Raw genomic sequence first — 12,294 nt, 5'->3', positions numbered from 1 at the left:
CAGCGCCAGCGCTTTTTTATTCGTGCGCCTCTTCTGGTTCAGCCGGATAAATCACCAGTAAATTTGCGTTAGGAAACTCAGCCGCTATGTTGGCAGGCAGCTCTTGTAATGACGAATGCCATGCCAGCCCCCCTTGCCTGACGCCATAGCTGACAATCAGTTGATCAGATGCGCCATGCTCCTGTAGTACTGAAAGCAAGCTTTGCTCTGCAGGCACAACCAGATAACTGACTTCATCTGTCACTTTGAGCTGTTTCAGTTTTTTCGCTATTTTTTCCTGTTGTACATTTTGTATCACCAGACTAAGGCTAACGCCTAATTGCTGACAAAGACGACGCACCAAAGCTACAGCTTCAATAAATCCATGCTCAGACTCTGCATGATTGGGTAAACACCAGAATAAACGATTACAGGTTTGCCATGGATGTCGGGTTCGGCTGACTAATAAAGTGTAGTGGCGGTCAGCAAGTAATTTTTCCAGCATAGAACCAAACAAATACTCTGGAGCAGTAGTGTGTTCACTCCAGCCAACAATCAACTCTGAACCATTCAGCTCCTTGCGGGAACGCATAATGCCATCCGTGATATTTAAATCCAGACGCGTGACAGGCATAGCGGGCACCTCGGATTCAGCAAGAGACTTAACCGCCTGATCCACTATTGCAGTTGCCAGCTTAACCCTATCTTTGGTGCTGTCCGTATCAGGTACTACAGTCAGAGGATAAACAGGTTGCGCATGCTGTGGATCACGCAACAGGCGAGCCAGCTCTAACAACTCCCCGCTCTGAGCCTGATCCGCTAACGCAACTATGATACGTTGTTGCCGTATGTCGGTATCTCCATCATCCTGCTGATTGGCAATAGCCATTTTTCTGCCGTAACGGTCCACCATCAGTGGTGCCAAGAAACAAGTCACCAGAATCATCAGAATAGCGCCATTGACTACAGTCTCATCAAACAAGCCGATTTCGTGGCCCACTATAGTTGCAGCCAGAGTAGCAGCCGCCTGAGCGACGCTTAAACCAAACACGACTTTTGCCTGATCGTTGCTGTAACCTAAAAATAATCGGGTGGCCTGCGCCGCCAGCCATTTAGTGGAAATAACAGTGATGACCATGGCAAAGGCAATAAGCCAGGCTCTAACTCCGCCAAAAAATACACTTAAGTCCAGCAGCATCCCCACAGAAAGCAGGAAAAAAGGAATAAAAATAGCTTCACCAGTGAACTGAATACGGTTCATCAGGGTGCCGTTGTGAGGAATTAAACGGTTTAAAGCCAAGCCAGCTAAAAAAGCACCTACTATAGGCTCAGCTCCGGCAAGATGAGACAAGCTGGCACACAAGAACACCATCGCCAATACAAACACAAACTCAGCGACCCCATCGCCGCCCACATTGCGGAAAAACCAACGAGCGAGCCATGGCAAACCAAAAAGTATTAGCGCGACATACAAAGACAACGACACACCAAGTTTGTACCAAAAAATGTCGTTCATTTCGCCTCTGGTCATGCCGGCTATTACGGCCAGCACCAGCAAAGCTAAGGTATCGGTTAAAATAGTACCGCCGACAGCAGCTGTTACCGCCTGATTTCTTGATACGCCAAGCCGACTAGCAATGGGATAAGCCAACAAAGTATGAGAAGCAAACATACTGCCGAGCAAAATAGCGGCTGGCCAGTCGAAGCCAAACAACAGTCCGACTCCTGTCCCTACACTTTGCGGAATAGCAAAAGTTAATAAACCAAAGACTATGCTATGAGTTTTGTACTTTTTTAACTTCGCCATATCAATTTCAAGTGCGGCGGTAAACATGATGTACAACAAACCCACAGTGCCAAAAAGTACAAAAGACTGATCTCGGGCCAACACATTCAGGGCGTTAGGGCCAAGCACAGCACCAGCAAACAATAAACCAATCATGCCGGGTAAACGGTAACGCGCCATCACAATAGGCGCCAGCAACATCAACGCCGCCACCAAAGCAAAAACCAGCACCGGATCTTTAATAGGAAACATCAATACATTCTCTTTGTGCTAACAAACCTGCAATCAGGTTCTGAAGGATAAAGCAGGATAACCCATAAAGGTTAAAGTAATAGGTTGCTCAGCAGGAATAGTCAGTACACCAGCATAAGAGCCAGTGATCACCCATTGACCTTGTTTTAAACCAATACCTTGCTGACTTAAATGATTCACCAGCCAATACAAAGGCAATAGCGGGTCCAGATTTGGATGCTGAGCATCAAACTTCTGTTGCTGGCCTGAATACTCCAGCACCAGCTCAAACTTTTCTGATAAAGATTCTTCAGCTAAAGCAGGGCCTATATATAAACCCTGATTAAATAAACCAGCCGCCAGTTGGTCAAAAAACTCTGCGTCAGCATCGGCTTTGTAAGGCCGGATAATCAGCTCAAGCGCCAAATGAGTGGCAGCAATGGCTGCTTTGATCTCAGCTTCGCTATAAGGTTCATGACGGGCAGGTAAATCGGTCGACAGCAAAAATGCCAGTTCAGGCTCAATACTGTACTGCTCTGACTTTTGCTCAAACAGGCAAAGTTCACCTTGCTGCACACTAGCTATAGGTGCCAACACCCATTTATCAGGCCCGGGCAGACCGGCTTTCCAACCGACAACTGGCAAGTCCAACTCAATAAACAGCCACTGCTGGATAGCAAAAGCTTCAGCCAATGACGTAGGACGCAGCTCTGCCGGCAATAAAGGCGCGGCTTCACCACGACGGCGATAATCTGCCAGCCAGGCCGCAGATTGTTGAATTTGTTCTGGAGTCACGCGGTATCCTTCAAGCTTTGTTGACAGTATCTACAGGGCTTTGTACTTTAAGCCGCATGCGGGTGTAGTTCAATGGCAGAATGAAAGCTTCCCAAGCTTTAGACACGGGTTCGATTCCCGCCACCCGCTCCAGCTTCAGGCAGCTTTAAACCGAAAAAGCACCCGAAGGTGCTTTTTGGCAGACAGACAACAGCCTTAGATTTGCGACTGAATATAGTTTGGCAAACCAATCAGCTTGATCAGGCGCAGCTGTTGTTCCAGCCAATGGGCGTGATCGTTTTCTGTGTCGTCCAGCAAGGTCATCAGCAAATCGCGGGTCACGTAGTCCTGCACAGATTCACATAAAGCTATGGTTTTCTTCAGCAAAGCACCTACCGAATACTCAACATTTAAGTCATTCTGCAACATAGAAGGTACATCAGTACCTACCTGCAAAGGATCACGTTTGGATAAATCCGGTGTACCTTCTAAAAATAAAATACGTTCAATCAGCGCAGCAGCATGAGCTTTTTCATCCGTGACTTCGTGATCGATGCGCTCAAATAATTTGTGTAATCCCCAATCGTGATACATACGGGAATGAATAAAATACTGATCCATGGCGCTGAGTTCATTCGACAGCAGCTCGTTTAAGGCTGCAATAACCTGTGTATTACCTTTCATTCTTAGTCTCCTGAACCCATTTGGCTTTGCAGATAATTTTCCAGACCTACCAGCGTAATTTGTTGCTGTTGAGTGTCTATCCAGTCCACATGCTCTTCTTCGTGCTCCAGAATTTCCTGCAGCAATTCACGGCTGATGTAATCCTGATGCTGTTCGCACAGTTTGATAGCGTCACGTAATAAAGGCAGCTGGTCGTACTGGAAATCCAGATCACACTGCAGCATTTCTTCGGTGTCTTCACCTATACGTAATTTGCCTAAAGCTTGCAGGTTAGGCAGGCCTTCCAGGAACAAAATACGCTCAATCAGCTCGTCAGCCTGTTTCATGTCTTTGATCGATTTTTTATAACAAACCGAATTCAACTGAGCCAAACCCCAGTTTTTATAAATACGGGCATGTAAAAAATACTGGTTAATGGACGTTAACTCAGAGGTCAGCACCTCATTAAGTTTAGCGAGCACTAAAGGTTGGCCTTTCATAACTGGTACCTGCAAATTCAAAAACTGTGCTTATTGTAGTCCAAATGCTGACAAACTCAAGAAAAAACCAATAAAATCAATAAGATGCCATTGAGAATAGTTCGTTTTAGTGCCAGAGTTCTTGCTAAGTTTTTACAATGTTCAGCAAATCAGTAGTTTAGAGCTTTTGCTAATCTAGTCTGCTGCGCCAGCCTTTCCATCGAGCCTGCAGCGCTGTTCAGCGTGATACTGCGTAACAGCGGTTAAATCAGATATACTCGGGCTACAGTAAGCAGCGGTTATAGTAAAACAGGCAGCATCGGTAGCATTTATGAGTCAGACAGAAAAGAAAAAGTCATCCGGGTTTTTAGTAAACCTGCTTTTTAACATCGTTATCCCTACGCTGATTTTAAGTAAACTCAGTGAAGAACATCAGCTCGGGCCTGTTTGGGCTTTAGTGGTCGCTTTGGCTTTCCCCTTGGGTTTTGGTTTGTGGGAATTACAGCAAAGCAAAAAGGTGAACTTCTTATCCGTATTGGGTGTAGTTAGTGTATTGCTGACAGGCGGCATCAGCTTATTGCAGCTGGATCCAGCCTACATAGCGATAAAAGAAGCTGCTGTACCAGGTTTAATTGCTTTGGCTGTTTTAATCAGTCAACGCAGTAAATACCCGTTGGTACAAAAGATCCTGTTAAATGACGAACTAATGGATTTAACCAAGCTGGAAGCCAGTTTAAAAGCAAACAATGCGGAACAACTTTTCGCCGCTAAATTACAGAACTGTGCTTATCTGGTGGCAGGCTCTTTTGTGGTGTCGTCGATTCTGAACTATGGTTTGGCCAAATACTTGCTGGTTAGTGCACCCGGTACAGCGGCATTTAACGAAGAGCTGGCAAAAATGACTGCTCTTAGTTTTCCTGTGATCGCCTTGCCTTGCACCATTATGTTGATGGTCGCCATTTGGTATCTGTTCAGTCAAATTGGCAAAGTAACAGGCGAAAGCATCGAGTCTTTTTTACGCCAGTAAAACCATTCAATAGCAGGCGCTGCAAAAACAGCGCCTTTTGTCTATCAAAGCAGCTGCTTAAATCACGCTATTAAAACGCTCAAAGGCAGCAGCTAAGTCGGCAATTAAATCTTCCGTATCTTCCAAGCCAATATGCAAACGAATTAAAGGCCCGCTGTAAGGCCAACTGCTGGCTGTTCTGAGTTTCTGAATATTTAAGTTTGGAATAATCAGGCTCTCGTAACCGCCCCAGGAAAAACCCATTTTAAAATGTTCCATACCTTCAATAAAAGCCGCAATAGCTTTGGCATCCCCTTGTTTTAACACAAAAGAAAACAAGCCATTGCTACCGGAAAAATCACGTTGGAAAATAGCGTACCCAGGGTTTTCAGATAAAGCAGGATGACGCACAGTTTCCACTTCTGGTCTTTGTTGTAACCATTTCGCGATTTTCAATGCATTAGCTTCATGCTGAGCTAAACGCACTTTTAAGGTCCGTAAACCACGGCTGGCTAGATAGGCATCATCGGCTGAGGCACAATATCCCATCAGGTAGCTATGTTCACGCAGTTGAGGCCAATGCTGTTCATTGGCCGTGGCAATACCCAGCATGGCATCTGAGTGCCCCACTATGTATTTAGTAGCTGATTGAATACAGACATCTACACCCAGACCATAGGCATCCAATAACAAAGGTGTACCCCAGGTATTGTCCAGCATCAACACTATGTGATGCGCTTTCGCTACAGTGCTTATGGCAGGAATATCCTGTAGTTCCATAGTCAGAGAACCTGGAGATTCCAGAAAAATAACTTTGGTATTGGGTTTCACTAAGGCGCTGATACCAGCACCAATCAAAGGGTCGTAATAGGTAGTTTCTATGCCTAAACCTGCCAGTAACTTGTCGCAAATAGCGCGGGTCGGTTCATAGGCGGTGTCGACCATTAAGAGATGATCCCCCTGCTTTAAGAAACACAATAAAGCGGCGTTAATAGCAGCTGCACCACAAGGGTATAAAGCACAACCAGCTGAGCCCTCCAGATCGCAAATAGCATCCTGCAGTGCGAAATGAGTGGCGGTGCCACGACGGCCATAATAAGGCACCCTGTCACCACGATGTGCTGTGGCATGTTTCAGCTCTGCCATCGTATCAAAAACAATAGTCGAGGCTCGCACCACAGGCGGGTTAACGGCAGATCCTGTCCATTCCTTGCCACGACCAGCATGGATCAGTTGAGTCGCTTTTTTCATGAAGAACACCTTAGACATCCAGATGTCTGATAATCTACAGTTTTTTTCAGCTTAGCGCCAGCCGTTGATTTCTGAATGAGTTAACAGCTTTTCTAGTTGAGGTTTAGCAAAGTAATAGCCCTGATACCAATTGATACCGGCACCGACCAGATAATCCAGTTCGGCTTTACTCTCAACGCCTTCGGCCAGCACTTTGGTACCGAGTTCACAGCAGACGGTTAAAATGCCTTTCAGCACAGCTTGTTTGACTGTGTCCTGATCAATATCCCGTATTAAGCCCATATCCAACTTCAATACAGCGGGCCGCAGCGAGGTTAACCAAGCTAAGCCAGCATAGCCTGAGCCAAAATCATCTATTGCTGTGATAAAACCCCGCTTGGCATAACTTTCGAAAATACGTTTCAGCTTGCCTTGATCGATAATCTGCTCACCTTCTGTCACTTCAAACATAATTTGAGTGATATCAAAACCAAACAGATCACCCGCTTCAATAGTGGCGCGGATGCAGGTTTCGGGGTTATAAACGGCATTTGGTAAAAAGTTGATACTTAACAGCTTTTTCAAACCTAGTTTAGCTGCAGTTTCTATCGCTTTGACTCGGCAGGCCTGGTCAAAATAGTATTTGTTGCTGTCGTTAATTTGCTCAAACACCCAGCCAGCGCCCTGGCCTTCAGGGCCGCGGACTAGCGCTTCATAGCCGATAATGTCTTGCATTGACCAGTCGATAATAGGCTGAAATGCCATACGGATTTCAAAACCAAGTGACTGGCCACTTAAACAATCCATGCAGCTTTGTTGTTTAATTTGTTCAGGAAAATCCATAAAACTGACTCCATCATGAGCTTTTATATACCACATTAGATGACGAAGCAGTCGAAACGCAAGTTAACTGCGTCCAGATGAAGATGACACGTGACGACAGTAGATTGGTCTTATCTGCCCTTTGCTTCGTATTGGTCATAACCACAAAGCAGCACAGGCTGGTTTGCCTATACCAGCCATGTATAATAGCCCCACACTAAGCAGAGCCAGAGCCTTATGAAATACAAAGACCTGCGTGACTTTATCAGTCAGCTGGAGCAACGTGGATTGCTCAAACGAATTTCGATGGAAATCGATCCTTATCTGGAAATGACCGAAATCGCTGACCGCACCTTACGTGCCCGTGGCCCTGCTTTGTTATTTGAAAACCCAAAAGGTTTTGATGTTCCGGTGCTGGCTAATTTATTTGGTACACCAGAGCGTGTTGCTTTAGGTATGGGCCAGACCGATGTCGCTGCTTTACGTGAAGTTGGAAAGTTGCTGGCCTTTTTGAAAGAACCAGAACCACCAAAAGGTTTGAAAGACGCCTTCAGCAAGTTTTCTATTTTCAAACAAGTACTGAATATGCCTGCCAAAGAAGTAAAACGAGCTCCTTGCCAGCAAGTAGTGCTTTCTGGCGATCAGGTAGATTTAACCAAAATTCCGGTGATGACCTGCTGGCCCGGCGATGCAGCACCTTTGATCACCTGGGGTTTAACAGTCACTAAAGGCCCACATAAAGAGCGGCAGAATTTAGGTATTTACCGCCAGCAAGTGCTGGGGAAAAACAAAGTCATTATGCGCTGGTTATCGCATCGTGGTGGCGCTTTAGACTTTTTAGAATGGCAAAAAGCTAATCCAGGTCAGCGTTTTCCGGTCGCTGTTGCTTTAGGTGCCGACCCGGCCACCATTTTAGGCGCTGTCACTCCTGTGCCTGATACCTTATCTGAATATGCCTTTGCTGGCTTATTGCGTGGCGATAATACTGAAGTAACCCGTTGTATCAGCAATGATTTACAAGTACCAGCCACTGCTGAATATGTGCTGGAAGGCTATATTGAGCCGGGTGAAATGGCGCCTGAAGGTCCTTATGGCGATCACACCGGCTATTACAACGAAGTAGATTCCTTTCCTGTGTTTACCGTGACTCATATCACCCACAGAGAAAATCCGATTTACCACAGCACTTACACAGGCCGTCCACCAGATGAGCCTGCGATTTTAGGTGTGGCGCTGAACGAAGTTTTTGTGCCTATTTTGCAAAAACAATTTCCGGAAATTGTCGACTTTTATCTGCCGCCAGAAGGTTGTTCCTACCGTATGGCTGTAGTGACCATGAAGAAACAGTACCCTGGTCATGCTAAACGCGTGATGATGGGCGTCTGGTCTTTCCTACGCCAGTTTATGTACACCAAATTTGTCATTGTCTGTGACGACGATATCAATGCGCGCGACTGGCAGGATGTGATTTGGGCTATCACCACGCGCATGGATCCAGCGCGTGATACGACCTTAATAGAAAACACGCCAATCGATTATCTTGACTTTGCTTCGCCGGTATCGGGTTTAGGCTCCAAAATGGGCTTAGACGCCACCAATAAATGGCCTGGCGAAACAACCCGCGAATGGGGTGAACCTATAGTGATGGATCCGGCAGTCAAAGCCAAAGTAGATGATATCTGGGCTGAACTGGGCATAATGCCTGCAGAACAAGCAGTTGCTGCGCTAAAAGTGCCAGGCCAAAAATGAGCCATCAGGTGACAATACAACCAAGTGGCCTGAGTTTTCAGGTAGACAGCAACGAAACTATTCTCGATGCGGCATTACGCCATGGCATCGACTTTCCGTTTCGTTGCAAACAGGGGGTTTGTACCTCTTGTGTTTGTCGCCTGCGCTCCGGCTCTGTGTCTTATCTGCCACCCGAACCTTTGTCTGATATGGATAAAGAGCAAAAATTTACCTATTGTTGTCTGGCTTATGCCGAGTCAGATCTGACCTTACACCACCCTTTTATTCGTGGCTAAGCCGCAGGATTATTCATGACCAAAGTGATTTGTACCGTCGACAAAATTCAACCCTTAACTTCAGGAGTGCACCAGATACTGCTGACGCCACAACAGAAGGTTGAATTTAAACCTGGCCAATATTTGCAGCTGTGCTTAACAGATCAAGACAAGCGGCCTTTTTCTGTTGCTTCTATTCCAGTACAGGATCAACTGGAACTACATATTGGCGGTGCAGTTGCGGATCAATATTCAGGTCAGGCGTTATCACATCTGCAAAGCAACGATGAAGTGACTGTAGAAGTGGGTTTAGGTCAGGCATTCTGGCGTGAAGACAGTCATAACCCTATTTTATTGCTGGCTGGCGGCACAGGCTTTTCTTATATCTACAGCATTGCGCAGGCGATAGCAGCTGCAGGTGTGAAAAGACCAGTGTTTTTATATTGGGGGGTACGTCACGAGGAAGCTTTGTACCATATGCCAGAATTGCAGCAATGGGCAGCCACTTACCATGATTATAAGTTGATGCCAGTAGTCCAAAGCCCAACAGATAACTGGCAAGGCCGTTCTGGTTTAGTGCATCAGGCGGTGCTGGATGATTTTGTTTCGCTGGATGCATACGATATTTATATCGCCGGCCCTTTCCCTATGGTGGGTGTAGTACGGGACGCTTTCCTAGAACAAGGTGCCAAACGCGAACGAATGTTTGCTGACGCTTTTGCTTATATCTGAGTAATACCCTAAAAAAACAAAAGGGCCGCTTTATTAAAAATGGCCCTTTTTAATTACAGCTACAAAACTCTACTTTTTATATTTGTTAAACCAGTAGGTGATATAAGCAGGCTTTGCCATCATATTACTGGGTCTGATATGAATGCCATGCGAAGCACCTGGGATCCTTACCATAGCGGTTTCTATACCCCTTAATTGCAGCGCCTGATAAAACTGTTCAGTTTCAGAAATAGGGGTGCGGTGATCTGCTTCGCCCGTCATCAGCATGGTTGGAGTTTTGACATTGCCCACATAACTGATGGGTGAATGTTTCAGGTAATGCTCTGGTTTCTCCCATGGCATGCCAGGAAACCAGTACTGGCTGAAGTAGTTGTACATATCGGCATTCAATACAAAACTAAACCAGTTAATCACAGGGTTTACCGCTACCGCAGCTTTAAATCTGTCGGTATGACCTACTATCCAGCTAGTTAATAAACCGCCGCCACTGCCGCCAGTCACAAAGAGTTGTTCAGGATTGATAAAACCTTTAGCCACTGTAGCGTCCACCACATCCATCAAATCATTGTAGTCTTCACTTGGGAATTTATGGTGGATCAAGTTGGCGAATTCCATACCATAGCTAGTGCTACCACGAGGGTTGGTATACAACACTACATAACCCTGAGCAGCCATTAGCTGCAATTCCATCGCAAATACAGGACCATAAGCGGTATGTGGGCCACCGTGGATTTCCAGTATGAGTGGGTATTTTTTGGTTTTATCGAAGTTAGGCGGCAAAATCAGCCAGCTGTGTAACTTGCGCTGATCAACAGAAGAAGTCACCCAAAACTCTTCTACTTCACCTATATCACGTGATAGCTGCAAATCTTTATTCAGTTCGGTCAGCTGTTTCTTTTTGCCACTCTGCCATAAGCTGAGTTCAGCTGGCGCCTGAGTCGACATTTGGGTATAAGCAATGTCGCCATCATCAGACACGCTAAAACTACCGCCAGTATAAGGACGACTGTAAGAGCCGCCACCAACCTGGTCGACCAGAACTTTACGTTTTCCGCTCAGAGGTTGTAAGGCAATTTTGCCCTGCGCCTGATCGTCATATTGAATATAAAGCGCATCACTGTCGCCGTCCCAACTAAAGCCATCAATGGCCCGGTCTAAATCTGCAGTAAGAGCTTTAATCTCGCCAGATTGCAGGTTTTTGACATAAAGCTGATTGGCCTGATGGGCCAGCTTTTTATCGTCATAGCCCAGATAAGCCAGCCATTTGCCGTCAGAAGATAAAGCGGGCGAGTGATCTGGCCCAAAACGGTCAGTGACTTGGGTCAGGTTTTTATCAGCGATAGTTAACTTGTACACTTCACTATTTTGCGCCTGAGCTCTTTTGTCAGATTGACGATTGGCAGAGAAGTAAAACGCTTTACTGTCTTTTTGCCAACTGATGTCCCCGCCATGATCAAAATCACCGCTGGTGAGCTGTATGGGAGTACCACCATCAGCAGCCATCAAATAAATATGCCGATAGCCTGCAGCTAAGTAGCCTCGGCCATCGGCTCTGTATTGCATAGTGTCTATATAAACAGGCGCTTTAGCCCAGTCGTTTTGTTCAGGCTTACCCGGCAAAGTGACCGGATTAACTGCTTTTTTCGGCGTAAACATCGAAAAAGCCAGCCACTTACCGTCTGGTGACCAGCTCAAACCTGAAGGAGTTGCTGGTAAATGGCTGATTTGGCCACTTTGACCATTGTCCATCCAGCGAATATGGATCTGTTGTTTACCCGAAGCCGATGAAATAAAAGCCAGTTTTTTGCCATCTTCTGACCATAAAGGCGAGCTGATATCTGCTTGTTCTGACACTAAAGGCCGCAACTGACCGGTTTTCGTATCACTGAGCCATAAAGATCCAAGACGTTTATCAAGCACCTGATCAAAACGATTACGCACAAATACGACCTGATCGCCATCGCTGCTGATCTGAGGGTCTGACACAAACTCTAACTGGAATACATCTTCATATTGCAGCGGTTGCTGTGCTGCGATTGAGCTCAAACTTATACCTGAAATCGCCGCAAATACCGCAGTTTTAATAAATAAATGCACCTGGACCTCGTTATTCTGATTATGGGTTGAGCAGATACTAAGTTGGGTTTGATGACTATTGCCAGAGGGATGCGGCTAATGGGGGTATTTTGGGGGTGGGGATTGGTGGAATTAACTGCAGGGGGCGTTCTTTGTGGGCTGCTGTGGTTTGGTTTTTGTGTGAGAGTTGAGCTAAATATGTTCGGAATTCAAGCGGAACGGTTCTGAATTTGGGGGCGGTGAACTACATTATTTCGGGCGGTCAGGCGACAGCAGACCGTCTTGTCCGGCCATTTAACAGCGGATTTGTCCTGAATTCGGGGCGGTGAACTACATTATTCCGGGCGGTCAGGCGACAGCAGACTGTCTTGTCCGGCCTTTCGCAGAGCTCAAGGCGTGAAACAGGCGTGACGCAAAACTGTTTGCGTCCCGTTTTCCCTGTTTCACCCTGGCGACCGCCTGTGGCAACGCAAATAAGCAAAAAGGCCCAGTCTTTCGACTGGGCCTTCTGGC

At 46.2% G+C, this 12,294-nt stretch carries 11 protein-coding genes and 1 tRNA gene; 5 read left to right on the top strand and 7 right to left on the bottom strand.

The features are described from left to right. Positions 1-16: 16 nt before the first annotated feature. Together LSG37_RS08705 and LSG37_RS08700 are read right to left on the bottom strand one after the other, a co-directional pair. Entirely contained in the window at positions 17-2,017 is a 2,001-nt protein-coding gene (locus LSG37_RS08705) for a cation:proton antiporter (protein WP_233079501.1), read from the bottom strand. 33 nt (positions 2,018-2,050) lie between these two features. Continuing rightward, a complete protein-coding gene (locus LSG37_RS08700; protein ID WP_233079500.1) occupies positions 2,051-2,791 on the bottom strand; it encodes a fumarylacetoacetate hydrolase family protein in 741 nt (246 codons plus the stop codon). Positions 2,792-2,849: 58 nt separating this feature from the next. Between LSG37_RS08700 and LSG37_RS08695 the strand changes: the two genes are divergently transcribed. After that, positions 2,850-2,923: transfer RNA gene (locus tag LSG37_RS08695), tRNA-Gly, on the top strand. Positions 2,924-2,986: 63 nt separating this feature from the next. Here LSG37_RS08695 and bfr (LSG37_RS08690) read toward each other — a convergent pair. Then, positions 2,987-3,454 carry a bacterioferritin gene (gene bfr, locus LSG37_RS08690; RefSeq protein ID WP_233079499.1) on the bottom strand — a complete coding sequence of 156 codons (468 nt, stop codon included), beginning with the start codon at positions 3,452-3,454 and terminating at the stop codon, positions 2,987-2,989. A gap of 2 nt (positions 3,455-3,456) precedes the next feature. After that, a complete protein-coding gene (gene bfr / locus LSG37_RS08685; RefSeq protein WP_008898045.1) occupies positions 3,457-3,933 on the bottom strand; it encodes a bacterioferritin in 477 nt (158 codons plus the stop codon). A 310-nt stretch (positions 3,934-4,243) separates the two neighbouring features. Between bfr (LSG37_RS08685) and LSG37_RS08680 the strand changes: the two genes are divergently transcribed. Further along, positions 4,244-4,939 carry a VC0807 family protein gene (locus LSG37_RS08680; protein ID WP_233079498.1) on the top strand — a complete coding sequence of 232 codons (696 nt, stop codon included), beginning with the start codon at positions 4,244-4,246 and terminating at the stop codon, positions 4,937-4,939. A gap of 57 nt (positions 4,940-4,996) precedes the next feature. On the opposite strand, the gene LSG37_RS08675 is transcribed toward LSG37_RS08680, so the two are convergent. Both LSG37_RS08675 and LSG37_RS08670 read right to left on the bottom strand, forming a co-directional pair. Next, positions 4,997-6,169 (bottom strand): cystathionine beta-lyase, encoded by a 1,173-nt coding sequence (locus LSG37_RS08675; RefSeq protein WP_233079497.1) that lies wholly within the window; start codon positions 6,167-6,169, stop codon positions 4,997-4,999. 51 nt (positions 6,170-6,220) lie between these two features. Next, positions 6,221-6,991, bottom strand: a complete 771-nt coding sequence (locus LSG37_RS08670) for an EAL domain-containing protein (protein WP_233079496.1) — start codon at positions 6,989-6,991, stop codon at positions 6,221-6,223. Positions 6,992-7,207: 216 nt separating this feature from the next. On the opposite strand from LSG37_RS08670, the gene ubiD reads away from it, so the two are divergent. Genes ubiD through fre form a run of 3 tightly spaced genes read left to right on the top strand, consistent with a single transcriptional unit; the run spans position 7,208 to position 9,705 of the window. After that, positions 7,208-8,719 carry a 4-hydroxy-3-polyprenylbenzoate decarboxylase gene (gene ubiD, locus LSG37_RS08665; RefSeq protein WP_233079495.1) on the top strand — a complete coding sequence of 504 codons (1,512 nt, stop codon included), beginning with the start codon at positions 7,208-7,210 and terminating at the stop codon, positions 8,717-8,719. A gap of 8 nt (positions 8,720-8,727) precedes the next feature. Next, on the top strand, positions 8,728-8,994 hold the full coding sequence (locus LSG37_RS08660) for a 2Fe-2S iron-sulfur cluster-binding protein (protein ID WP_233079494.1): 267 nt from the start codon (positions 8,728-8,730) through the stop codon (positions 8,992-8,994). 15 nt (positions 8,995-9,009) lie between these two features. After that, on the top strand, positions 9,010-9,705 hold the full coding sequence (gene fre, locus LSG37_RS08655) for an NAD(P)H-flavin reductase (RefSeq protein WP_233079493.1): 696 nt from the start codon (positions 9,010-9,012) through the stop codon (positions 9,703-9,705). A gap of 69 nt (positions 9,706-9,774) precedes the next feature. Here the strand turns inward: fre and LSG37_RS08650 are convergent, their stop codons facing one another. Beyond that, on the bottom strand, positions 9,775-11,802 hold the full coding sequence (locus LSG37_RS08650) for a S9 family peptidase (protein ID WP_233079492.1): 2,028 nt from the start codon (positions 11,800-11,802) through the stop codon (positions 9,775-9,777). Between the last annotated feature and the right edge of the window lie 492 nt (positions 11,803-12,294).

This window comes from Rheinheimera soli (assembly GCF_021290985.1).
Lineage (GTDB): Bacteria > Pseudomonadota > Gammaproteobacteria > Enterobacterales > Alteromonadaceae > Pararheinheimera > Pararheinheimera soli.
This window is presented reverse-complemented; position numbering and strand designations above follow the sequence as displayed.

What these genes read in the sequence shown, in the direction of transcription:
- LSG37_RS08670 (WP_233079496.1), bottom strand. Translation starts at nt 6,991, where the DNA reads ATGGATTTTCCTGAACAAATTAAACAACAAAGCTGCATGGATTGTTTA.
- LSG37_RS08680 (WP_233079498.1), top strand. Translation starts at nt 4,244, where the DNA reads ATGAGTCAGACAGAAAAGAAAAAGTCATCCGGGTTTTTAGTAAACCTG.
- bfr (WP_008898045.1), bottom strand. Translation starts at nt 3,933, where the DNA reads ATGAAAGGCCAACCTTTAGTGCTCGCTAAACTTAATGAGGTGCTGACC.
- fre (WP_233079493.1), top strand. Translation starts at nt 9,010, where the DNA reads ATGACCAAAGTGATTTGTACCGTCGACAAAATTCAACCCTTAACTTCA.
- LSG37_RS08705 (WP_233079501.1), bottom strand. Translation starts at nt 2,017, where the DNA reads ATGTTTCCTATTAAAGATCCGGTGCTGGTTTTTGCTTTGGTGGCGGCG.
- ubiD (WP_233079495.1), top strand. Translation starts at nt 7,208, where the DNA reads ATGAAATACAAAGACCTGCGTGACTTTATCAGTCAGCTGGAGCAACGT.
- LSG37_RS08675 (WP_233079497.1), bottom strand. Translation starts at nt 6,169, where the DNA reads ATGAAAAAAGCGACTCAACTGATCCATGCTGGTCGTGGCAAGGAATGG.
- bfr (WP_233079499.1), bottom strand. Translation starts at nt 3,454, where the DNA reads ATGAAAGGTAATACACAGGTTATTGCAGCCTTAAACGAGCTGCTGTCG.